Raw genomic sequence first — 22,849 nt, 5'->3', positions numbered from 1 at the left:
CCTCTTCAATATTTTAGAATGGCATTTTATTTCATAGTAAGAAAATAAAATTAATCCTCTTTTTTCTTACGACGATTTTTCTTTTCGGATGGATGCTTTTCATGAATATTATTGCTTTTTTCTGTTTTTATGGTGTCATCACGGATAAGTTCTTTTCCAGTTTGTTGGTCAATAACTTTCATTGACAACCGAATTTTACCACGTTCATCAAAGCCCATTAATTTAACCCAAACTTTATCACCTTCTTTTACAATATCAGTTGTTTTTGCTACCCGTTCTAATGCGAGTTGAGAGATATGAACAAGTCCATCGCGAGAACCAAAAAAATTAACAAATGCACCAAATTCTGCAATTTTAACAACTGTTCCTTGGTAAATAGAACCGACTTCAGGTTCATCAACAATCGAAAGGATCCAGTGTTTTGCTGCTTCAATGGTTTTTAAATCAGAAGAGGCAATTTTAATTGTTCCATCATCTTCAATATTAATTTTAGCTCCAGTTTTTTCCACAATTTCTCGTATCACTTTACCACCAGAACCGATAACGTCACGAATTTTATCTACAGGAATGTTCATCATTTCAATACGTGGAGAAAATTCGCTGAGTTCACTACGTGCACGAGCTAAGGCCTTTGACATTTCATTGAGAATATGGATTCGACCATCCTTGGCTTGTGCAAGTGCGATTTTCATAATCTCTTCAGTAATGCCATCAATTTTTATGTCCATTTGCAAAGAAGTAATGCCGTTTTCTGTGCCTGCTACCTTGAAATCCATATCACCAAGGTGATCTTCATCCCCTAAAATATCTGATAGAACAGCAAATTTTTTACCTTCTTTGATCAAGCCCATTGCAATACCAGCAACAGGGCGAGCTAAAGGAACGCCTGCATCCATGAGTGCTAGTGAGGTTCCACAAACAGTTGCCATTGAAGAAGATCCATTTGATTCGGTAATTTCTGATACAGTACGAATGGTGTAAGGAAATGATTCTTTTGTCGGTAACATGGGATGAATAGCACGCCATGCTAATTTACCATGACCAATTTCGCGGCGGCCGGGAGAACCAATACGGCCTATTTCACCTACTGAAAAAGGTGGGAAATTGTAATGAAGAAGGAATGTTTCTTTATACATACCTGTCAAGGAGTCTATATATTGCTCATCTTCTCCAGTTCCTAATGTTGTTATAACAAGTGCTTGTGTTTCACCACGAGTAAATAATGCTGATCCGTGTGTACGAGGAAAAAGACCAACTTCTGATTGAATTGAACGAACATCTGAAAGATTACGTCCATCAATACGTTTTCCCGTATCAAGGATGTTTTTGCGAACAATTTTTGCTTGCAAATTTTTAAAAACAGTTGCGATCTGATCTGTATTAAATTCACAGTTTTCTTCTGCTTCTTGTATGAATTTATTGATAACTTCTTCTTTAAGAAGATCAATCGCGGCATAGCGTTGTTGTTTGTCGGTAATTGTATAAGCCTCTCTTAGATCTTGTTCAATCATTTTAAGCATATTTTTTTCAAGGATAGACAGATCCTCTGGAATAAAGTCGCGAGGCTCTTTAGCAGCCACTTCGGCAAGTTTGATGATGGCATTAATTACAGGTTGAAAACTTTTTTGACCAAACATGACAGCATCCAACATTACATCTTCAGGTAATTCATGGGCTTCTGATTCAACCATTAGTACAGCATTTTCTGTTCCAGCAACAACGAGATCAAGTTTTGATTCAGGTATCTCATCAATATTAGGATTGAGAATATATTGTCCATTACAATAACCAATACGAGCAGCAGCAATTGGGCCCATAAAAGGAATACCTGATAGAGTTAGTGCAGCAGAAGATGCAATTATAGCAAGAATATCAGGATTGTTTTCTAAATCATGCTGGATGACAGAGACGATTACTTGTGTATCATTTTTATAACCATCAACAAAGAGAGGGCGAATTGGGCGATCAATTAACCGTGAAATTAAAGTCTCACTTTCACTTGGACGGTTTTCCCGTTTAAAATAACCTCCAGGTATTTTACCAACTGCATAGTTTTTTTCTTGATAATTAACGGTGAGCGGAAAAAAATTTTGATCTGGTTTTGGAGTTTTTGCTGAAACAACAGTTGCCAAAACAACAGTTTCACCATATGTAGCAATAATTGCACCATCTGCTTGACGTGCAATTTTTCCTGTTTCGAGGATCAGCGGCCGGCCGGCCCATTCAATTTCTACCTTATGGGTTTTAAACATTTTTTATCCTTAAATGACCTAATATTTATGTTTTAGTTTTGAGTTATGTTTTAAAGTTATGGGCAGTACAACAAGACATTTCTATATTTTGTGCAGAGAGAAATAAATGACAGATCAAATGAAAGCATCCAGCAATATTGCTCACGATTCTTCATTAGTTTTTGCTGATCAGCAGCATATTAAAATAAAAAGAGTGGTTTCTCATAGAAAAATACTCATCTGCTTTATCTTCAACGGCGTAGGCCTAATCTTTCGATAAGCTTCTGATAGCGATCTTGATCAACGCCTTTTAGGTAATCAAGAAGTCGACGGCGTTGGGATACCATTTTTAAAAGACCGCGGCGAGAATGATTATCTTTTTTATGAGATTTAAAGTGGTTAGTTAAATTAGAAATACGTTCAGAAAGAACAGCAACTTGAACCTCTGGTGAACCTGTATCACCGATTTTAGTTGCGTATTCTGTAATAAGAGTTTGTTTACGCTCAGCAGTAATTGACATCGTATTATCCTTTCAAAAAATGAACAAAAAAACACCTATAGCCGAGATGCCATTCAGCAAAGGTTATAAAAGAACAAGAAACAAGAAGGAAGAAAATCTTACTTGTTTTGATGCTGATATTTGATACTTATATAGGAAATAAAGTTAAAATACTAGTCCTTGAAGATTTTCTTTAAATGAGTTTATTTTAAGACTTTTTTATGAAAGTTTTTTAAAAAATTATTATTCTAATTGATAGACAAGGTTATAACTTTACATAATGTACTAATAGTTGAAGAGAAAAATAAACTGCTGATTTGGAGACAAAAGATGCAGAGGGTTTCAAAGTTAGAGATTTTTCATAATTCAATATTCAGAAATTTATGGGTTGCTACTCTTGTAGCTAATTTAGGGGGACTTGTACAGACGGTTGGAGCAAGCTGGATGATGACATTGATTAGTTCTTCGCATTCCATGGTAGGACTTGTGCAAAGTGCTACGACATTACCACTTGTTGTTTTTTCTCTGATGGCAGGTGCATTAGCTGATAATTTTAATCGGCGTTGTATTATGCTTTTCGCACAAATTATGATGATGATTGTCTCAATTAATTTGGTTATTTTATCTTATATGGGATTAATTACCCCCTGGCTTCTCTTATGTTTTACATTTTTGATTGGATGTGGAACCGCTTTGTATAATCCTTCTTGGCAAGCAACAATAGGGGATATTGTTAACCGAGAAGATATTTCTACTGCCATTAGTCTGAATAGTGTTGGTTTAAATTTGATGCGCAGTGTAGGCCCTTCTATTGGAGGAGTTATTATTTCTACTTTTGGTGGTATTACAGCTTTTTTTGTCAATGCACTGAGTTATATTCCTTTGATTAGCGTTTTGTTTTTATGGAAACCAAATTATAAGAGCAATACATTACCACGGGAGAGGTTTTTAGGGGCTGTGGCAGATGGTCTCCGTTATGTAGTAATGTCTCCTGATCTTTTGAATATCATGGTAAGAGCATTCCTTTTTTGTGCGGGTGCTATTTTTATTTTTGCGCTATTGCCAATCGTTGTACATGAATTTTTTGAGGGAAATGCACTGCTTTATGGTACATTACTTAGTTGTTTTGGTTTAGGAGCCATTACCGCTGGTGTGATTAATGCGTTTGTACGAAGTCATTTTAAGTCAGAAATAATTGTTGCAAGCGCATTTGTTGGACTTTCCTTTTCTTGCTTTGTTTTAGCAATGAGTCATTCGTTGTTTATAAGCCACTTTATTTTATTTCCTGCTGGTTTATGTTGGGTTTTGGCATTATCACTCTTTAATACATCTGTACAGCTTTCTACACCACGTTGGGTTGTTGCACGTGCTTTAGCTCTTTATCAAACTGCATCTTATGGTGGTATGGCCGTTGGAAGTGCAGTCTGGGGTGTATTAGCTGAGGGTTATTCTTTAACAGTTGCTTTGAATGTTTGTGCAATATTTTTAATTTGTGGAGCTCTTGCAGGTATCAAATTCAAGATTCAAGAAATTCCTCAAATTAATTTTGAGCCGCTTGATCAATTCAGAGAGCCAGAGCTTTCATTAGATCTAGAAGCACAAAGTGGTCCAATTATGATTATGATTGATTATCAAATTAATGAAAATGATCTCGCAGAATTTCTCGAGGTTATGATACGTCGCCGCCATATTCGACTACGTGATGGAGCTCGCCAGTGGATTCTTTTGCGTGATCTTGAGAGACCAGAATATTGGACAGAGTCTTATCATATACCAACATGGGCAGATTATTTGCGCCATAATCGCCGTCGCACAAAAGCAGATGTAGAGGTTAACAAACATCTTGATAGATTAAATTGCATTTCCAATAGTGTAAAGGTGCATCGCATGATTAAGTGGCAAACAGTACCAAAGATTAATGAGATACACTTGAAACTGTCAAATAATCAATAATTTGAGTGTTGTAGAATTGGAGTATAAAATAGAAAATAGCTGTCAACGTAGAAAAAAATCTTTCGTAGGGGACTGCTTAGCTTAGCATTAGAAATAGCAACTCATTAAATAGTGAAAATCCGTTTTGGTTTAAATTGATTTTTATCAATTGTACCTATAGCCAGAAGCTGGTCCTTGTAAGTTACATAGACATTTTCTTTATCGATAGAGATGTTGTTTTCAAATAAAGGTACTGAATTACCCATCTTTATATGTAGCGCTTGAGTTTCATTGAGAGTATAGTGTGGTAGGCAATGTAATGCGGCATCTGTTTTAATCAATAACTGATCAAGTATAGAGAAATCTCTCTTCGGCAAAGTACAATTTTCATCTGTTGTTTCTTTACGAGATATTGCTGCTTTTAATTCATCCCATGTAATGAGATCATTTTCTCTAAAAGGTGCGACTTTTATACGGCGTAAGTCAGCAATATACCCATAACAACCGAGATCATGTCCCATATCACGTGCTAAGGAACGTACATAGGTTCCTTTTCCACATGTCATTTCAAAAATAGAATGTCCTTGAGCAGTAGTTTCAACGAGTTTGAGGGTTTTAATTTCCACTTGACGAGGTGAAATTTCAATACTTGTACCTTTGCGCGCTAAATTATAGGCACGGTTACCAGCAATTTTAATTGCTGAAAATTGTGGAGGTTTTTGCCAAATAATACCTGTATATTTGGGTAAAAGAGTAAGGATACTTTCTTGTGTTGGGCGTATCAGAGATATTTTAGTAATTTCACCTTCTAAATCATCTGTAGAACGCTCTTCTCCCCAGGCTACACAAAAATGATAAGTTTTTGTACAGTCCATAACATAAGGAACGGTTTTTGTTGCTTCTCCTAGCGCAATAGGCAATATGCCAGAAGCAAGGGGATCAAGTGTGCCAGCATGTCCAGCCTTTTGTGCGTTAAAAAGCCATTTGACTTTTGAGACAGCTGCTGTCGAACTCATTCCTTTGGGTTTGTCAAGGATGATCCAACCGGAAATAGAACGACCTTTTTTTTTGCGTTGTCGTGTCACGTTTTTTTATCTTTAAGTTTATCATTATGAAGATCACGCGCAACCTCAGGGGATCGGAGTAAAGTATCAATTTTTGCAAAATTATCAAAACTGTTGTCGAATCGAAAACGGAGTGCAGGTATGTATTTCATTTGCCGTAACTGATGACTGACTGCTCCACGGATAAAACGGCTATTTTTATTTAAAGCATTAACGATAGAATCATGAGAAGTTTTATCCACGGTATTGAGAAAAGAAACAAAGCAAGTAGCAATTTTCAAATCTGATGACATACGCACTTCAGAGACAGAAATAACAATATTTTTAAAGGTATCATCAAGCAAAATACCCCGCTGCAATATATGAGCTATTGCGTGGCGAACTTGTTCTCCTACTCTTAATTGCCGTTGTGATGAACTTATATTTTTTACCAAAATTATTGCCTTTTATACTCTATTTTTTCTTTGTTTTCTTAAAAAATAAGAAAAGATAGAGATATTGTCTTAAGTTTAATACTTTTCTTTTTTAGCTATTAGAAAGGAAGGTTCTTAAATGACTTTATAATGTACGATTGATATGTTCGACTCGGAAGGTTTCAATAATATCACCTGCGCGAATATCATCATAATTTTCAAATGCCATTCCACATTCTTGACCAACTTGTACTTCATTAACTTCATCTTTAAAGCGTTTGAGTGTTTTAAGTTTTCCTTCATGAATAACTATATTATCTCGAATCAATCGAACGCCAGCTCCTCGTTCTATTTTTCCTTCTGTAACTCGACAACCAGCAACTTTTCCAATTTTTGTAATGTTAAAGATTTCTAGAATTTCGGCATTACCAAGGAAGGTTTCGCGCTGTTCTGGTGATAACAATCCTGACATGGCTGCTTTTATATCATCAACAAGATCATAAATGATGTTATAATAACGGATTTCAATTCCTTGAATTTTAGCTGCATCTCGTGCTTGTTTATTTGCTCGAACATTAAAGCCAATAATAGCAGAGTGAGAAGCTTCAGCGAGAGAAATATCACTTTCAGTAATACCTCCAGCGCCAGAATGCACGACGCGTGCGCGCACTTCTTCATTCCCTAGTGTTTCTAATGCTGAAGTGATTGCTTCAATAGACCCTTGAACATCTCCTTTAATGATAAGTGGAAATTCTTTTACACCGGTAGCTTGTAATTTTGTCATCATTTGTTCAAGAGAGCCACGAGAGCTAGTTTGTCGAGCTACAGCTTTTTCACGAGCTAGGTGTTGACGGTATTCAGCAATTTCTCGTGCTTTTGCTTCATTTGATACTACAGCAAATCGGTCACCAGCTTGTGGTGTGCCTTGCATGCCTAAAATTTCAATTGGTGTAGAAGGACCTGCTTTTTTAATATGACAACTATAATCGTCAATTAAAGCACGAACACGCCCCCATTCATTGCCGGCAACGATAATATCAGAAAGCTGTAATGTACCTTTTTGGACAAGAACAGTTGCAACAGGTCCTCGTCCTCGATCAAGTTTAGCTTCAATAACAATACCTTCTGCTGTTCGCTCTGAATCCGCTTTAAGATCAAGAAGTTCAGCTTGGAGAAGAATAGCTTCCAAAAGTTTATCAAGATTCTGTCCAGTCTTAGCAGAAACTTCAACTTCCAAAGTTTCACCACCCATAGTTTCAACAAAAACTTCATGTTGCAAAAGTTCTGTGCGTACTTTTTGTGCATCAGCAGTTGGTTTATCAATTTTGTTAATGGCAACAATAATGGGGACATTAGCAGCTTTTGCATGATTAATGGATTCAACGGTTTGTGGCATCACACTATCATCAGCAGAGACTACTAAAACAGCAATATCAGTTACTTCAGCACCACGAGCACGCATAGCTGTAAAAGCAGAATGTCCAGGTGTATCGATAAAGGTAATCTTTTGACCGTTTTGTTCAACCTGATAAGCACCGATATGCTGTGTAATTCCACCTGCTTCACCAGAGACAACATTGGCTTTACGAATAGCATCAAGAAGAGAAGTTTTTCCATGGTCAACATGACCCATAATGGTTACAACAGGTGGACGTGGGCGCATCTTTAACGGGTTATCACTGATATTGAAAATGCCATCTTCTACATCAGATTCTGAAACACGTTTAACTGTATGACCAAATTCAACAGCAATGAGCTCCGCAGTATCTGCATCGATGATATCACCAGGCTTCATCATTTGTCCTTGTTTCATCAAAAATTTAATAACATCAACAGAACGTTCAGTCATGCGCTGAGCAAGCTCTTGAATGGTAATAGTTTCAGGAAGAATAACTTCACGGGAAATTTTTTCTCTTGGTTCTTGGTTTTGTGCACGTTTGAATTTTTCCTGGCGACGGCGCATTGCTGCTATTGAACGGCCACGTCCATTTCCTTCTTCATCCAACGCACTATTAAGGGTAAGTTTTCCTCGGCGACGTTCATCAGCTCCTTTCACAACTTTAAGTGAACGTATTTCTGGTTTAGAAGAATTAGCACGCCGGTTATATCTGTCTTCATTATCATTATCATTTGTAATACGTTTTTCCGCTGGGGATGTATTTTTAAGCGGAATAGCCACTTCTAACGCTTTTACATCTATTGCTGTGATAGGTTCTGTTGAGGAGGGGGAAGAAGTATGAGTTGGAATTTGCTCTGTAGTATTCTTATTTTTTCGTAGTATTTGCATTTCTTGATGAGTTTGTAAATACAAGCTTTTTTCACGTTCTTCTTTTTCAGCTTGTTTACGTATTATTTTTTCTTGGATATGTGCTTCTTCTAAAGCACGGCGTCTCGCTTCTATTTCTGCTGATGAAAGGTTGCATTGGTTTACAGGTTTACTAGGCGGTATTTCTTCAAATTTTGGTTTGGAGTGCTGAGCTACATGTGGTTTAGTAATAGACTGTGGTGCTTCAGTTTTTTCATCAGGGCGTGTAATTTTGCGCCGTTTAGTTTCGACAACCACAGCCTTTGTACGACCATGGCTGAAATTTTGTTTAACTATGTTAGTTTCTAATCCTGACCGTTTTAAGGTCAGTGTTTTTTTAGCTGTTATTGTGTCATTATCGTTTTTACTCATTGTATTTCCTTCACGGCATTTGCCGTTATTGTACTAAGCTTATTGCATTTATCCTCACGATAGGTGATCAGTTTGTATATCGCTTTGATAAATCCCTCTGCAGCTTTCGTATTCAATAAGGCAGCATGTATCACAGGATTAGTTCCAAAAGCCATACTCATTTCATCACTTGTAAATAAAGATGTAACTTTTATATTTTGATTTATTCGTTGTTGTATTGCGTGGATGGCTTGTGAAATTTTGCGTTTTCCATCTTCTTTTGCTTCTTTTGCATGAAGAACAAGAATAACTTGATCAGCACGGATAGCGGAAATAACTTTGGCTGATCCTGTGACAATAGTTCCCGCTTTTCGAGCCATAGAAAGGCTTGCAAGGGCAGTTTTTAGTAATAATTTATCCACAATATGAGCGAGATTTTCAGAAACCTCAACATCTGTTTTAAGATTTTTACTAAAAACTTTATGTTTGACTGCCTTTTCTATAATAGTGTGATGAGCAGAAACCCAAAGACCACGTCCGGGTAAGTTAGCTTTAAGATCAGGGATAATTTGATTATTTGGACCAATGACAAAACGGATCAGCGTTGCCGCTGAAGCACTTTTCTTCGTTACAATACAGGTCCGCTCATTCATTTAAAACGTATCCACATCCAAATTATCTATTGCTTCATTTTCTACAGGATGCTGTTTAATAAGATCAGCTTGATTTATCCAGCCTGCTTGCACACGTGCTGCTAACACCATGGCTTCTGCATCAGAACGCGTAACATTAAAGGGAGTCAAGATGCCAGGAAAATTTTGAGTTTGACCTTCTTTAAATTCTCGCCATCCAACGAGATCGTCAACTGCATAACCTGCAAAATCTTCCATTGTTTTTATACCATCCTCACCTATAGCAACTAGCATAGCATTTGTTATACCAGGAAGTATTTGTAATTCATCTGAAACACCAAGCTTTTTACGCTTTTCATTAAGCTCTTTTTCTTTACGTTCTAAATATTCACGTGCACGATTTTGAATTTCTGAAGCAGTGTCATGGTCGAAGCCATCAATAGACTTTATTTCTTCAAGATCAACATAAGCGATTTCTTCAATTGAGATGAAACCTTCTGAAGCCATAACTTGCCCAACCATTTCATCAACATCTAAAGTTTCCATAAAAAGCTTGCTACGTTCAGTAAATTCTTTATGACGATTTTCAGATTCCTCCTGTTCTGTTAGAATATCAATATTCCATCCTGTTAATTGCGAAGCTAAACGCACATTTTGTCCACGTCGACCAATTGCAAGACTAAGCTGATCACCAGGTACTACGACTTCAATACGTTCTGCATCTTCATCAAGAACAACTTTTGAAACTTCAGCAGGCTGTAGTGCATTAACGATAAATGTTGCGGCATCAGGCGACCAAGGAATAATATCAATTTTTTCACCTTGTAATTCTGTAACAACAGCCTGAACACGGCTTCCTCGCATTCCAACACATGCACCAACGGGATCAATTGAGCCATCGCGTGAAACAACAGCGATTTTTGCACGTGAACCTGGATCACGAGCAACAGATTTAATTTCTATAATACCATCATAAATTTCTGGGACTTCCATGGTAAAAAGTTTTGCCATGAATTGAGGATGTGTACGTGAAAGGAAAACTTGCGGTCCTCTTGGTTCACGGTGTACATCATGAACAAATGCACGAATGCGATCTCCATAACGAAAAGATTCCCGCGGAATTAATTCATCACGTCGCACGATAGCTTCTCCACGACCTATATCGACAATAACGTTGCCATATTCCACACGTTTGACTGTACCAGAAATAATTTCACCAATTTTATTTTTGAATTCTTCGAATTGATGATTACGTTCTGCATCACGTACTTTTTGCACAATAACTTGTTTAGCAGATTGTGTTGCAATGCGTCCAAAATCCATAGGAGGTAAAAGATCGGAAAGAAAATCACCAACTTTTGCGTCTTCTTTGCGTTTTAGAGCATCAGATAAAGCGATTTCAGTTGTATAATCTTCAACGATATCAACAACTTTAAGAAGACGTTGTAATTTAATTTCACCTGTTTTAGAATTGATTTCAGCACGGATATTGGTTTCTTGGCCATAACGAGAACGCGCTGCTTTCTGAATAGCATCAGCCATTGCAGAAATGACAATATCACGGTCAATCGACTTCTCACGTGCAACAGCATCTGCAATTTGCAGAAGTTCAAGCCTGTTAGCGCTTATAGCCATTGATTTTCTCCTTTTTTATGCCACATGAGGGCAGGGGGCGTTAATATTAATTGTTATAGTTTTTTTCGTTCTTAAGATGTTTAAGATTATCATCCGGGATTAATTGTTGGCATAAATCTTTATTTTTTTTCAATGTGTCACGAATAAGTTCATCAGTAAGGATCAAATGCGCATTAGTAATATTAGAAAAAGGAATAAATATATTTGCTTCTTCTCTATCAGCTGTTTTCACGATATTTAAAGTAAATCCATTTTGTGTAATATCTGTAAGCTTGCCACGAAATTTTTGGCGTCCATTAATAATAGTATTGGTTTCAATTTTTGCTAAATGTCCTTGCCAATGAAAAAAATCAGATTTTCTTACGAGTGGACGATCAATACCAGGAGATGAAACTTCTAAATAATATTTGCGTTCAATAACATTTTCTATGTCAAGAAGAGGCGCAACAGTTCGACTAACTATTTCGCAGTCTTGTATTGTCATGGTGCCATTAGTACGTTCAACCATAATCTGAAGTGTTAAACCATTTAAGTTCAAAAGTTTTGTGCGAATTAAATGAAAACCTAAAGGTTTTAGTAATGGTGTAATAAGAGCAGATATACGTGCTGCAACGCCATCTTCTTCAAACAAACGTGGTTCATTAATATCACCCATTCTTTCAATTGCGTCCATATGATTCATCCAAGTTGTTATCGAACTTACAATAAAAAAGAGTGGCTCCAAATGGACCACTCCTCATCATAAGGCCGAAAATCTACCTCCTTATACTCTTAAACAGAAAATTTTACAAGTTGTTTATAGTAAAGCATTTTATTTCTTATTTTTTGATAAAGGTAAGATAAGTGGGTGTTCTACCTTCACATAGAGCTTTAGCTTCATATCGGGTACTTGGCCATAGTGGATGGGGAAGCTTCCAGTCTGTAGGATTTTCTGCGAGCCATTCAAAGCTATTGTGGTGAGCACAATGATAAAGTGTCCAGTTGACATAGGTGTCTATATCACTGGCAAAGCGGAATTTTTTACCTGCTTTAAGAACTCGAGAAAAACGGTTTAGATTTTTTTCATTAATGAACCTTCGTTTCCAATGCTTTTTTTTAGGCCATGGATCAGGATAAAATAAATCTATCCCATCAAGAGATGCTGTTGGTAACCAATCAAGAAAACGTGTAGCATCATCGTTATAAAGACGAAGTTGATTTTGATATTCTTTGTGCTTTTCAGTGTATAACAATATTTTTGCTATTCCGTTAATAAAAGGTTCTATACCGATAAAACCAGTGCATGGAAAACATTTCATTTCATGGAGTAAATGTTCTCCTCCACCAAAGCCAATTTCAAGTCGAACTTCTTCTACTGGATTGGTGAATAAAGATACTAACTTTAAAGGTGCAGGTTTGCTTAAATCAATGTTAAGAGTGGGAAGAAGCGTATTTATAAGCGTAATTTGATTGCTTCGTAGCCGTTTTCCCTGTCGGCGACCAAAAAATGCTTCACTCATACGCGTTTTATGTGCAGTCATGGTATTTTAATCATTTTTTTAAGTTTTCCAACTAAATCAGTTTTTTCCCAGGAAAATGAACCATCGTGTTCTGGTTTGCGTCCAAAATGGCCATAAGCAGCAGTTTTTGCGTAAATAGGTTTGTTGAGATCAAGGTGTTTTCGGATACCTGTTGGTGATAGATCCATTATTTTTGGAATTGTAGCTGCAATAACACTTTCGTCTACTTTTCCTGTTCCATGGAGGTTAAGATAAATGGACAAAGGTTCTGCAATGCCAATTGCATAAGAGAGTTGAATAGTGCATTGATCTGCTAAATTAGCTGCAACAATATTTTTAGCTAGGTAGCGTGCAGCATAAGCTGCAGAACGATCAACTTTTGTTGTATCTTTACCTGAAAAAGCACCACCGCCATGAGGTGCAGCACCACCATAAGTATCCACAATAATTTTCCGTCCTGTTAATCCCGCATCACTTTTAGGACCACCAATAACAAATTTTCCTGTTGGATTAATATACCATCTGCATTGATTGGAAATTGGGATATCATGTAAAGCTTGAAAGATATAGGGCTCAACAATTGTACGGACTTTATTGGAATCCCAACTTTCATCAAGGTGCTGTACCGAAAGGACAATCGATGTTACTTCTGCAGGTTTCCCATTTTTGTATCGTATTGTTATTTGGTTTTTAGCATCTGGTCCTAGTTTACAAGTTTCTCCCTCTTTCCTATGACGCGCTATCGCAAGATGTTCTAAAATCTTATGTGCATAATAAATTGGTGCAGGCATGAGATCTGGTGTTTCACGGCAAGCATACCCAAACATAATGCCTTGATCACCTGCACCTTCTTCACCATGACGATCAATGGCATTATCAACTCCTTGTGCGATGTCAGCTGATTGTGGACGTAAAAGAACATCAATTTTAACGGTTTTCCAATGGAAATCTTCTTGTTCATAGCCAATGACACGGATGGCATGACGCACAACTTTACGAAAAGGGGTAGGATTAATAATAAGAGAGCCAACCTTATCACGTATAAATTGACCGTTTTTATCTTTTTTTAAGAGTGTATCGGGAACGCGTACTTCACCAGCTATGACAACACGATTGACACTCACTAAAGTTTCACAAGCAACTCGTATTAACCATGGGTTGGTTCCTGCTTTGTAAGATTCTCTGTAGATCATATCAACGATTTCATCAGAAATCCTGTCACAAATTTTATCGGGATGTCCTTCCGATACCGACTCACTTGTAAAAAGATAATCTTGATGCGGCATGGGAACTCTCTCAAACAAAAAAGAAATCAATATTTCATGTGTCGTATACTCAAATTTACCTTATTTGCCAATCCTATAGCAAATCGTCAATAATAATATAAAAAAGAATATAATTTTATAGCTTGTTATTATGATCTTCTTCAGAAAGAGCTTTTGCTAAATCAATAATTTTTCGACGCACTTTAGCATCAGATATATTGGTAAAAGCGCGCATTAATTGAATACCTTCACTGCTGGAACAAAAATCTATAAAATTATTATCGCTTTCCGTAAAACCTTCTATAGATTGTATACCAATTCCTTTATCAAAAAAATAAGAGACTGGAACATCCATAATTTCTGCAATTGCTTGGAGGCGGCTTGCTCCAACACGGTTTGTTCCTTTTTCATATTTTTGAATTTGCTGAAAAGTAATACCTAATTTTTCACCGAGTTTTTCTTGAGTAAGACCTAATATATTACGACGCAAACGAATACGGGTTCCAACATAAATATCTATTGGATCGGGTTTTTTTCTAGTTTTGGTCATAATGCAACTCTTTATTTTCAGCGCTTTGTTTCCAAACAAACATTAGGTGCATGTGAGGTTAGTTTATTATAAATGAAGATGATATGTAATACTTTTCTTGACGTTACTGGTACACATAACATGATATTGTACATAAGCACTCAATCATTCAAGCTGTTTTGTAGAACCAAAACTAATACGATACAATAGCATAAGAATGAATAAGATGAAAGTAGAGAATGTTCTGTATTTATTGTTCCAAATAGTGGTAACTGGTTGTGGGATTGGTGCATCAAAAGCGCCAATAATATTATGTTCAAGAGAAGAAACGATTCTTCCATAAGAATCAATAACAGCTGATATTCCATTATTCGCTGCTCGAATAAGAGGTATTCCCAATTCAATGGCACGGAGTTGTGCTTGTTGAAAATGTTGATATGGGCCAGGTGTTCTACCAAACCATGCATCATTTGTTATGTTAATAATTGCTTGAGGGGGAGGACCTTTAAAAGCTGTTATATTAGGAAATATAGCTTCATAACAAATAAGTGGAAGATAAGAAAAACCGTTTGGCATCATAATGGTTCTTCGTACATTTGCAGCGGTATATCCAGCAATGTTATCAGCGAGAATATGCAACCCTACCTTTTTCAGTAAATTTTGATATGGAAGATATTCACCAAAAGGGACGAGATGAAGTTTATCAGATGTGTGAAGAATATCACCTTTGGCATCAATGACTGCAATTGTATTAAAATATTGTATTTGGGTATGAGGAGATGCAGTACCGGTTCGAATGGCACCGATAATGGCCCATTGTTTGGGTTTGAGAAAAGAGCCAATATGCTTTGTAAGAATAGAAGACGTATTACTAATAATATAAGGAAGGGATGCTTCTGGCCATATGATAAAATCAGGCTCCGGATTTTGGCTAATGGCTGTTTTGATACTTAAGTTTAGATGAGCTGCAAATATATCTTCTCTTTTTGTATTGCTTAATTTAGTGGTTTGTTGGATAGAAGGTTGAACAATGCGCACCCAATGGTTATTATTACGGTACTCTGCTATATTGGGTGCTGTGTTCAAACGGTAAAATCCAAATCCGCTATGGGTTAATATAAGAATAAAACAGAGTAAAAGGGCTGAGAATTTTTTTTCATTTGTTAATAAAACAGTTGGTAAACTATAGCATAAAACAGCAAGAATATTCATTCCATAGAGTCCTACAATCATAGTTGATTGCATAAGCATAGGGGTTGGCATAGCTGTATAACCAAGAGCATTCCATGGAAAACCCGTCAATAGGATAGCACGCAACCACTCTGCTAATCCGAGTGAGAAGGCCAAAACAAAGAAGCGCGCTATATTTTTTGTCCATAAAAAGAAAACAATGATACTAACAAAAAACCAATAAAAAGAAAGATAAGCAGGAAGACAAAAAATAGAGAATGGTAGTGCCCAAGCAAAAGAGATTGGATCTACTAATAACGCATTACTTATCCACCAAAGGCTACAAACAAAATAGCCAAAGCCAAAGTTTCCAAAGACTAGTGCATTTGTTAAAAGGCGTTTTTTATTGTTTTGGATAGTATTGATTTCATCGAGAAAAATAATAAAGATGGGAAATGTTAAAAAGCAAATGGGTGTTAAATAAAAGGGAGGGAGTGCAAAAGACGTTAATGCACCACATAAAAAAACACATATGTGCCGTTTCCAACCAGTGATAGAAAGCAGGAGAAGATTTAGCCTCTTTAATAACAATTAGCTATCCTTATAAGGCTGTTGTTCCTTAAGATTTTCATTTTCTGAGATACGAAAAATGCGTAATCGTTTAATTCGACGTTTATCAGCTTCTAAAATACGGAAACGATAACCTGGTACAGTTTCAATGATTTCACCTTTTGAAGGAATGCGATCAAGAATGGAAACGATTAAACCACCAATGGTATCCACTTCATCTCCATATTCTCCCACAACAAAATCAGGACCAAGAGCTTTTTCCACATCTTTTAATTCAGTTTTTGCATCGACCAACCATTTATTATCAGGTTCCCGCACGATCGCATTATCAATATTATCATGTTCATCTTCAATATCACCAACCACCAATTCGACAATATCTTCTATAGACACCAAACCATCTGTACCACCATATTCATCGATAACTAAAGCCATTTGTGTTCGTGTGGTTTGCATACGTGTTAATAATTTGCTCGCGAGCATAGAACGAGGCACAAATAGAACTGTTCTAATTAGATCTAGTGCACCGATAGGGTGTTGTAAATCTTTATGATTCAATTGTAGAGAGTCATATTTTTGTTCATTTCGAGCAGAATCGGTAATAAAAGAGGTTATATAATTGAGGATATCATGGATATGAATCATACCTCGCGGATCATCTAATGTTTCAGCGTATACAGGTATACGTGAATGTCCAATTTTTGCAAAAAATCTAAGAGCTTCGCCAAGAGGAGTATTGATTTCTAATGCTTCTATTTCGGAACGTGGAATCATAATATTATCAACACGTGCTTCGCGTAGGCATAAAATATTGTGAAGCATAGTACGTTCTTCAGGAGAAAAAAGTGTTGTTCCCTTCTCATTATCAGCAGAAAATACATCAGTAAGATCATCGCGTAGTGACGTGTGGCTGCGTCCACGTAAAAATGAAAATAGATAACTTAGCAATGAATTTTTCTTTGTATAGCTTGTTCGTTGTAGAGAATATTCTTCAGAATTAGAAGATATTTGAGTACCATTTTGTGTATTAATTTTATCCACCATAGTTTTAAAAATTTTCTAAACTTTCTCAATTATAATAGCTGTTATAATAGCTGCGTCAATTATTTTAAATTTTATTATTTATAACACAAATTTTAAGTTTCACTTTTGTTATTTTACAACAATTTAGTATAGGGATCTTTTATAGATAGTTTTTGAAGTATTTCTTTTTCTAGTTTTTCCATTTGATTAGCTTCATTATTTGTTTCATGATCATAACCAAGAAGATGAAGAATACCATGAATGATTATATGCGTTAAATGATCCTGAAATGATTTTCTTTCTTCTTCTGCTTCTCGCATAACAGTTTCTTGCGCAATAACGATATCACCAAGCATAAGCCTAGGATTTTGTCCAGCTTTAAGAGGAAAAGCAGGAAAGGATAAAACATTTGTGGGTTTATTGTGATGACGCCATTGTGCGTTAATTTGTGCTATACGCGTGTCATCTGTAAAAAGCAGGCTCAGTTCACTTGTTACCTCATTTAATGATAAATGCTGTAATGTGGTAACTAGAGCTTTGTCAGTGATATTGTAAAGCATTTCCTCATCATTCCATTTAGCACTTTCAATAGTTATATCAATAGCAATCATGAGAAATTGCACTCATTTTTTTTTACGGCAAGCGTGGGAGTGGTATTGCTTTTTCTGTTCAATAGAATCACGATCATAAGCTTGAATGATGGTGGAAACAAGAGGGTGTCGCACAACATCTTTTTCATTAAAATGAATAATTGTAATATTTTCTATATCTGAAAGGATACGAATTGCTTCCACTAAACCTGATTTTTGTCCTGCAGGTAAGTCAATTTGGCTTAAATCACCTGTTATAATCATCCGTGATCCTTCTCCAATGCGTGTAAGGAACATTTTCATCTGCATAGGTGTAGTATTTTGTGCTTCATCAAGAATTATTGCTGAATGAGCAAGCGTTCGACCACGCATGAAGGCTAGAGGAGCTATTTCTATAACTCCAGAGGCTAAGATGCGTTCTACTTTTTCAACAGGTATCATATCATACAGAGCATCGTAAAGGGGACGTAAATAGGGATCAACTTTTTCTTTAAGATTACCGGGAAGGAAGCCAAGGTGTTCTCCAGCCTCAATAGCTGGACGTGAAAGAATAATTCGTTCAATGATACCATATTTAAGGAGCATTACAGCATGAGCAACGGCAAGATATGTTTTTCCAGTGCCTGCTGGACCTATTCCAAAAATAAGTTCAGTGTGTTCCATAGCACGCATATAGGCGTCTTGTGTTAAAGTACGAGCATAGATTGTTTTTTTATGGGTATTAAATTGTGTTAATGTATGTTGTGCAGAAGGCTGGGTTATTTGAAGTTTCTCTTGTTGCTCATCAGGCAAATTTGCCATAGCGATTGCACTTTCTATATCTAATAAAGTAAGCTCTGGATGTGTTTTTGCTTTTTGGTAAAGTTGGTCTAATACATAGTGTACCTGTTGTATGGCAATAGCTGTTCCATAGATTAAAATTTTGTTACCGTGTGGACGAATATCAAGCTTGAGTTTCTTTTCAAGGTAAGCAAGATTTTCATCAAATTTACCAAAAACTATTTTTGCAGTGTTGTTGTTTTCAAAAGTTAAAACAACATGGTTAATATTGACTGTATTAGCTTTTTTAAATATACTTTTACTTTGAGAGGGGATATTTTTTATCTTTGGAATTTGCTTTGATTTTTTGGTTGATGCTTTCAACCCATACTCCTTATCTGTTTATATTATAACTTTAATATAATCATTTTCCTTTAAAAGTGAAATAGCTTTTTAAGATTATATTTTAAAATAGAACTATAAAATTCTTTTAATATATGTCGGTTTTTTCACCGACGAAACTATTAGAACTTGCATTTTTAATACGGATTTTCATAACAGTTCCAACAGAGGCTTGTGTATTTATGACAACAGGTAAAAGCCAAGGGGAACGTCCTACCATTTGCCCAGAGTGACGACCAATTTTTTCAATAAGAACATCAGTTGTTTGACCAATTTTAGAGTGTAAAAATGTATGTTGTTGGTCAAGAAGAATGGTTTGTAAATGCTGGAGGCGATAATTTTTTACTGTTTCATCAACGTGATTCTTCATTGTTGCGCCGACTGTGCCAGGCCGAGGTGAGTATTTAAAAGAATAAGCCGAACTATAGCCTACTTGTTTAATAAGCTTGATAGTTTCTTCAAAATCTTCATCAGTTTCACCTGGAAATCCTACAATGAAATCACCTGAAAAAGCAATATCAGGTTTTGCAGCACGGATCTTATCGATGAGATGAAGATAATGAATACTTTTGTGTTGTCTGTTCATTGCTTTCAAGATACGATCTGAACCCGATTGAACAGGAAGATGCAGATAAGGCATAAGTATATCAAGATCTCGATGTGCAGCAATAAGACTATCATCCATATCGCGTGGATGACTCGTTGTATAGCGTAGTCGTTTTAAACCATTAATTTTAGCCAAATGATGGAGAAGATCTCCAAGGCGCCAAGTTTTCCCATCGATACCCTGTCCATGCCATGCATTTACATTTTGCCCAAGGAGTGTAATTTCTTTTACACCTGCTTCAATAAGCTGGCGCGCTTCATCAGTGATTTGCTTAACGGATCGGGATATTTCTGCACCTCGTGTGTAGGGAACAACGCAAAAGGTACAAAATTTATCACAACCTTCTTGTACTGTTAAAAATGCACTAATACCTCGTTGTTGCACAGCTCGTTTGTTATGAGGTGGTAAATGGGTAAATTTATCTTCAACGGCATAATCTGTTTCAACAACTTTTTTTCCTTGTTTGACTTGTTTTAATAGTTCCGGTAGGCGGTGATACATTTGTGGTCCAATGATAAAATCTACGGTTGGTGCACGTCGCAAGATTTCATTTCCTTCAGCTTGCGCAACACAACCTGTAACACCGATCATCAAAGGTTTATCATGTGTACGTCCTTGACGTATTATTTGCAAGCGACCAAGGTCAGAGTAAAGTTTTTCTGCTGCTTTTTCGCGAATATGGCAGGTATTGATCAGAATAAGGTCAGCATCATTTGGTGTTTGTGTAGCGATATAACCTTGAGTGCTTAAACTATCATTCATTCGTTGGCTGTCATAAACATTCATTTGGCACCCATAAGTTTTGATAAAAACTTTTTTGGGGCCATTGGGAAGTATGTTTTTAGAGTTTTTACGATGATCCATATTACGTTTCTAAACGTTTTTTTTTTTAATCTCAATCTATTTGCTTGAAAGTTTTTTGCATGATGATTGCATCTGTAAATCCATTGTGCGATTGATAATAGGCTGGGCGTTTAGCAATCTTTTGAAATTTAAATCGTTTATAAAGGGCTAAAGCAGGAAGATTGGTTTCTTCTACTTCTAGAAAAAGTTTCGTTGCATGTTCACGACGAAGATGGTGAAATATGTGATCAATAAGAAAATTACCAATTTTTTGTTGACGGTTGTTAGAATGAACTGCAATCGTTATAATTTCTGCTTCACTAAGAATAAGACGGCAGAGACAAAATCCTAAAATTTGATGAGATTGTCCAATGGGATGGGCTTTATAGCCAAAAATAGAATGATCTTTTAAAAAGACTTCAAATGTTTGTTTTGTCCACGATAAGGCAAAACAATTTTTATGAATTTGATGAAGAAAAATACTGTCCTCAGAGTTTAATGGTGCAATTACAAATTTTTTTTTTGTAAACGAAGATTTAGTCATTATTGTTTTCGTGGTAAAGCAAAATCAGTTTGTTGTTTTGCATCAGCATCGCGTAAGTAGAGGGGACGTGGTGGCGTTTGCCGCTGTTTATTTGCAGCTAGGCTTGCATAAGTTAAAATGTCCGCTGCATCACATGGAATGGAAACCGGTATAATTCCTTTGCTTATTGTATTGTTTTTAATATATAGTGCAATAATTTCAGCAGCTGGACCAGTGAGTATAGTGTGTTGGAATAGATCTACGACAATATTTTCGGGTGTTTTTAAGCTGGGCATGCTTAAAGCTATAAGATTTTTATTGAAATTTTGATGATAGAACATCCCTCTACCGGCTTCAATGACAACAGTGATGGTTGATGTGATACTTTCATTAGCTACTTGTGCAGCTAATGCTTCAAGTGAGCTTACTCCAATGGCTGGAATTTCTAACGCTAAGGCCAAAGCTTTTGCTGTAGCAATACCTATACGTATACCTGTAAATGATCCTGGTCCAATATTGACGGCAATGCGATTAATCTGATCAAGCTTGATATTTGCTTGATGAGTTAGCTGTTCGATTTGACCAATGAGTTTCTCGGCATGACCTTTGCCAATACATTGGCTGATATGTGCGATAACAGATTTATGCTGAACAAGTGCGACGGCACAATAAATTGAAGCAGTATCTATGGCAAGAATAAGCATAAACGCTTTTTAGCCGAATATAGTGATAAATAAAAGGTCAGTTTTATTTTTTAGAAATTTTATTTATCTATAAAATATTAAAAAATTTTTAGATCAGTAGGATATATAATTTTTTGAGATGTGTTTTGAGTATAGCATGTCTGTTAGCACAGAAAAAAGGCACATGTAAAATAAATTCAGTATCTTAGATTTTTCTGCGAACCATATTTAAGTAAAATGAGGTATTTAATATACTTTTAAAATGTTATGTGCTCAAAATTAAAGAGCTTTATCATAAGAATACTGAAGATACTGAGGATAAATATAGAGCTGATTGAAGCGCATATAACACGCCATCCTGCTTTTTTTAATGAACGAATATCAACACTTAATCCCAATCCTGCCATTGAAATGATAGTGAAAAGTTGGGTAATAAAGTTGATAGGGGTAAGAGCAGTTGTAGGAATAAGTTCTGCTGAGCGTATAAGCATCATGATAATAAATCCCATGATAAACCATGGAATGAAACTATGTAAGCGTAAACGATATCCTGGCCGAGGGTAAATGATTGCCAGAATAAAAATAATCGGGCCTAGCATTAAAACTCGCACTAATTTAACGAGAGTTGCTATTTGAACACTGACGAAAGATATAGGTGCTGTTGCTGCTAAAACCTGTGGAACAGCATAAACGGTCATTCCTGCCAATATGCCATATTGGTTAAATGAGAAATTAAAGAATGGTTGTAAAGAAGGTAGAATGAAAATGATAATAGCTCCTAAGAGAGCGGTGAATGCAATTGATGCAGCTACTTCTTCACTTTTCGCATTAATAACAGGTGCAGTGGCTACAATAGCTGAATTACCACAGATAGCGTTACCACAGGCAACAAGTATTGCTGAATTTTTGGAAAGTCCATAAAAACGCCCAATAACAAAACTGATGAAAATAGTAAGAAATATAATAACTATAATACCAGCAAGTAAAGTCCAACCAGCGGAAAGTACTGTATGGACGCTAATGCTTGCGCCTAGAAGAACAATAGCGATTTCGAGAAGTATTTTTGCACAAAAATTGATACCTTTATCAAAATATGCTGGAAGAGAAGAACAACTGCGGACAATAGAGCCTAATAAAATCGCTAAAACAAGAGTCTCAATCCATGCTTCTGCAAGAAATTGCTTTTCTATAACTTCTAAACCATACGCAAATACTGATATAAGCGCGCAGATTAAAATTCCCGGTCCTAAATTAATGAGTGAAGATAAATCTTTATTCGGCATTTCAGGGGTTCCCCTCCCATTCTCCATAATATCGAATGCT

At 36.2% G+C, this 22,849-nt stretch carries 20 protein-coding genes; 1 reads left to right on the top strand and 19 read right to left on the bottom strand.

Going from position 1 to position 22,849, the window contains the following annotated elements; all coding sequences use genetic code 11:
• Nucleotides 1-50: 50 nt before the first annotated feature.
• Both pnp and rpsO read right to left on the bottom strand, forming a co-directional pair.
• The gene (gene pnp, locus M4Z11_RS05085) at nt 51-2,252 is read right to left on the bottom strand and encodes a polyribonucleotide nucleotidyltransferase (RefSeq protein WP_249677166.1); all 2,202 of its coding nucleotides are present in this window, start codon (nt 2,250-2,252) and stop codon (nt 51-53) included.
• A 230-nt stretch (nt 2,253-2,482) separates the two neighbouring features.
• A complete protein-coding gene (gene rpsO, locus M4Z11_RS05080; protein WP_249677164.1) occupies nt 2,483-2,752 on the bottom strand; it encodes a 30S ribosomal protein S15 in 270 nt (89 codons plus the stop codon).
• 309 nt (nt 2,753-3,061) lie between these two features.
• On the opposite strand from rpsO, the gene M4Z11_RS05075 reads away from it, so the two are divergent.
• Complete coding sequence (locus tag M4Z11_RS05075) at nt 3,062-4,684, top strand: MFS transporter (protein ID WP_249677162.1); 1,623 nt, start codon at nt 3,062-3,064, stop codon at nt 4,682-4,684.
• Nucleotides 4,685-4,788: 104 nt separating this feature from the next.
• On the opposite strand, the gene truB is transcribed toward M4Z11_RS05075, so the two are convergent.
• The 17 genes from truB to M4Z11_RS04990 form a co-directional block, all read right to left on the bottom strand.
• A complete protein-coding gene (gene truB, locus M4Z11_RS05070) occupies nt 4,789-5,748 on the bottom strand; it encodes a tRNA pseudouridine(55) synthase TruB (protein ID WP_249677160.1) in 960 nt (319 codons plus the stop codon).
• Complete coding sequence (gene rbfA / locus M4Z11_RS05065; protein ID WP_249677157.1) at nt 5,745-6,161, bottom strand: 30S ribosome-binding factor RbfA; 417 nt, start codon at nt 6,159-6,161, stop codon at nt 5,745-5,747. The genes truB and rbfA overlap by 4 nt, the downstream gene beginning before the upstream one ends.
• 124 nt (nt 6,162-6,285) lie before the next feature.
• Nucleotides 6,286-8,817, bottom strand: a complete 2,532-nt coding sequence (gene infB / locus M4Z11_RS05060) for a translation initiation factor IF-2 (protein WP_249677155.1) — start codon at nt 8,815-8,817, stop codon at nt 6,286-6,288.
• The gene (locus M4Z11_RS05055) at nt 8,814-9,449 is read right to left on the bottom strand and encodes an RNA-binding protein (protein WP_249677153.1); all 636 of its coding nucleotides are present in this window, start codon (nt 9,447-9,449) and stop codon (nt 8,814-8,816) included. Before M4Z11_RS05055 ends, infB begins: the two co-directional genes overlap by 4 nt.
• A complete protein-coding gene (nusA, locus tag M4Z11_RS05050) occupies nt 9,450-11,063 on the bottom strand; it encodes a transcription termination factor NusA (RefSeq protein WP_249677151.1) in 1,614 nt (537 codons plus the stop codon).
• Between the two features lie 46 nt (nt 11,064-11,109).
• A complete protein-coding gene (gene rimP, locus M4Z11_RS05045; protein WP_249677191.1) occupies nt 11,110-11,736 on the bottom strand; it encodes a ribosome maturation factor RimP in 627 nt (208 codons plus the stop codon).
• Nucleotides 11,737-11,881: 145 nt separating this feature from the next.
• Nucleotides 11,882-12,583, bottom strand: a complete 702-nt coding sequence (trmB, locus tag M4Z11_RS05040; RefSeq protein WP_249677149.1) for a tRNA (guanine(46)-N(7))-methyltransferase TrmB — start codon at nt 12,581-12,583, stop codon at nt 11,882-11,884.
• Nucleotides 12,580-13,848: a methionine adenosyltransferase gene (gene metK, locus M4Z11_RS05035; RefSeq protein WP_249677147.1), complete on the bottom strand. Its 1,269-nt coding sequence runs from the start codon at nt 13,846-13,848 to the stop codon at nt 12,580-12,582. Before metK ends, trmB begins: the two co-directional genes overlap by 4 nt.
• Nucleotides 13,849-13,963: 115 nt before the next feature.
• Nucleotides 13,964-14,377: a helix-turn-helix domain-containing protein gene (locus tag M4Z11_RS05030; RefSeq protein WP_249677146.1), complete on the bottom strand. Its 414-nt coding sequence runs from the start codon at nt 14,375-14,377 to the stop codon at nt 13,964-13,966.
• Nucleotides 14,378-14,521: 144 nt separating this feature from the next.
• Nucleotides 14,522-16,117 (bottom strand): apolipoprotein N-acyltransferase, encoded by a 1,596-nt coding sequence (gene lnt / locus M4Z11_RS05025; RefSeq protein ID WP_249677144.1) that lies wholly within the window; start codon nt 16,115-16,117, stop codon nt 14,522-14,524.
• On the bottom strand, nt 16,118-17,140 hold the full coding sequence (locus M4Z11_RS05020; RefSeq protein WP_249677142.1) for a hemolysin family protein: 1,023 nt from the start codon (nt 17,138-17,140) through the stop codon (nt 16,118-16,120). It lies immediately after the preceding gene.
• Nucleotides 17,141-17,253: 113 nt separating this feature from the next.
• The gene (ybeY, locus tag M4Z11_RS05015; RefSeq protein ID WP_249677141.1) at nt 17,254-17,730 is read right to left on the bottom strand and encodes an rRNA maturation RNase YbeY; all 477 of its coding nucleotides are present in this window, start codon (nt 17,728-17,730) and stop codon (nt 17,254-17,256) included.
• A 12-nt stretch (nt 17,731-17,742) separates the two neighbouring features.
• The gene (locus M4Z11_RS05010; RefSeq protein WP_249677139.1) at nt 17,743-18,852 is read right to left on the bottom strand and encodes a PhoH family protein; all 1,110 of its coding nucleotides are present in this window, start codon (nt 18,850-18,852) and stop codon (nt 17,743-17,745) included.
• A 106-nt stretch (nt 18,853-18,958) separates the two neighbouring features.
• Nucleotides 18,959-20,341, bottom strand: a complete 1,383-nt coding sequence (miaB, locus tag M4Z11_RS05005; RefSeq protein WP_249677136.1) for a tRNA (N6-isopentenyl adenosine(37)-C2)-methylthiotransferase MiaB — start codon at nt 20,339-20,341, stop codon at nt 18,959-18,961.
• 31 nt (nt 20,342-20,372) lie between these two features.
• Complete coding sequence (gene rimI / locus M4Z11_RS05000) at nt 20,373-20,864, bottom strand: ribosomal protein S18-alanine N-acetyltransferase (RefSeq protein WP_249677134.1); 492 nt, start codon at nt 20,862-20,864, stop codon at nt 20,373-20,375.
• Entirely contained in the window at nt 20,864-21,547 is a 684-nt protein-coding gene (gene tsaB, locus M4Z11_RS04995; RefSeq protein WP_249677133.1) for a tRNA (adenosine(37)-N6)-threonylcarbamoyltransferase complex dimerization subunit type 1 TsaB, read from the bottom strand. Before tsaB ends, rimI begins: the two co-directional genes overlap by 1 nt.
• A gap of 236 nt (nt 21,548-21,783) precedes the next feature.
• Nucleotides 21,784-22,809: a YeiH family protein gene (locus M4Z11_RS04990; protein ID WP_249677189.1), complete on the bottom strand. Its 1,026-nt coding sequence runs from the start codon at nt 22,807-22,809 to the stop codon at nt 21,784-21,786.
• Between the last annotated feature and the right edge of the window lie 40 nt (nt 22,810-22,849).

The sequence above is a fragment of the Bartonella bilalgolemi genome, assembly GCF_023500045.1.
Lineage (GTDB): Bacteria > Pseudomonadota > Alphaproteobacteria > Rhizobiales > Rhizobiaceae > Bartonella > Bartonella bilalgolemii.
Note: the sequence above shows the minus strand (reverse complement) of the source record. Positions and strands in the feature narration are given on the sequence as shown.

Excerpts from the sequence above, each read along its gene's own strand:
- rimP (WP_249677191.1), bottom strand. The coding sequence starts at position 11,736 with ATGGACGCAATTGAAAGAATGGGTGATATTAATGAACCACGTTTGTTT.
- trmB (WP_249677149.1), bottom strand. The coding sequence starts at position 12,583 with ATGACTGCACATAAAACGCGTATGAGTGAAGCATTTTTTGGTCGCCGA.
- pnp (WP_249677166.1), bottom strand. The coding sequence starts at position 2,252 with ATGTTTAAAACCCATAAGGTAGAAATTGAATGGGCCGGCCGGCCGCTG.
- M4Z11_RS05030 (WP_249677146.1), bottom strand. The coding sequence starts at position 14,377 with ATGACCAAAACTAGAAAAAAACCCGATCCAATAGATATTTATGTTGGA.
- M4Z11_RS05055 (WP_249677153.1), bottom strand. The coding sequence starts at position 9,449 with ATGAATGAGCGGACCTGTATTGTAACGAAGAAAAGTGCTTCAGCGGCA.
- metK (WP_249677147.1), bottom strand. The coding sequence starts at position 13,848 with ATGCCGCATCAAGATTATCTTTTTACAAGTGAGTCGGTATCGGAAGGA.
- M4Z11_RS04990 (WP_249677189.1), bottom strand. The coding sequence starts at position 22,809 with ATGCCGAATAAAGATTTATCTTCACTCATTAATTTAGGACCGGGAATT.
- M4Z11_RS05075 (WP_249677162.1), top strand. The coding sequence starts at position 3,062 with ATGCAGAGGGTTTCAAAGTTAGAGATTTTTCATAATTCAATATTCAGA.
- rimI (WP_249677134.1), bottom strand. The coding sequence starts at position 20,864 with ATGACTAAATCTTCGTTTACAAAAAAAAAATTTGTAATTGCACCATTA.
- miaB (WP_249677136.1), bottom strand. The coding sequence starts at position 20,341 with ATGGATCATCGTAAAAACTCTAAAAACATACTTCCCAATGGCCCCAAA.
- nusA (WP_249677151.1), bottom strand. The coding sequence starts at position 11,063 with ATGGCTATAAGCGCTAACAGGCTTGAACTTCTGCAAATTGCAGATGCT.
- M4Z11_RS05020 (WP_249677142.1), bottom strand. The coding sequence starts at position 17,140 with ATGGTGGATAAAATTAATACACAAAATGGTACTCAAATATCTTCTAAT.
- infB (WP_249677155.1), bottom strand. The coding sequence starts at position 8,817 with ATGAGTAAAAACGATAATGACACAATAACAGCTAAAAAAACACTGACC.
- ybeY (WP_249677141.1), bottom strand. The coding sequence starts at position 17,730 with ATGATTGCTATTGATATAACTATTGAAAGTGCTAAATGGAATGATGAG.
- rpsO (WP_249677164.1), bottom strand. The coding sequence starts at position 2,752 with ATGTCAATTACTGCTGAGCGTAAACAAACTCTTATTACAGAATACGCA.
- tsaB (WP_249677133.1), bottom strand. The coding sequence starts at position 21,547 with ATGCTTATTCTTGCCATAGATACTGCTTCAATTTATTGTGCCGTCGCA.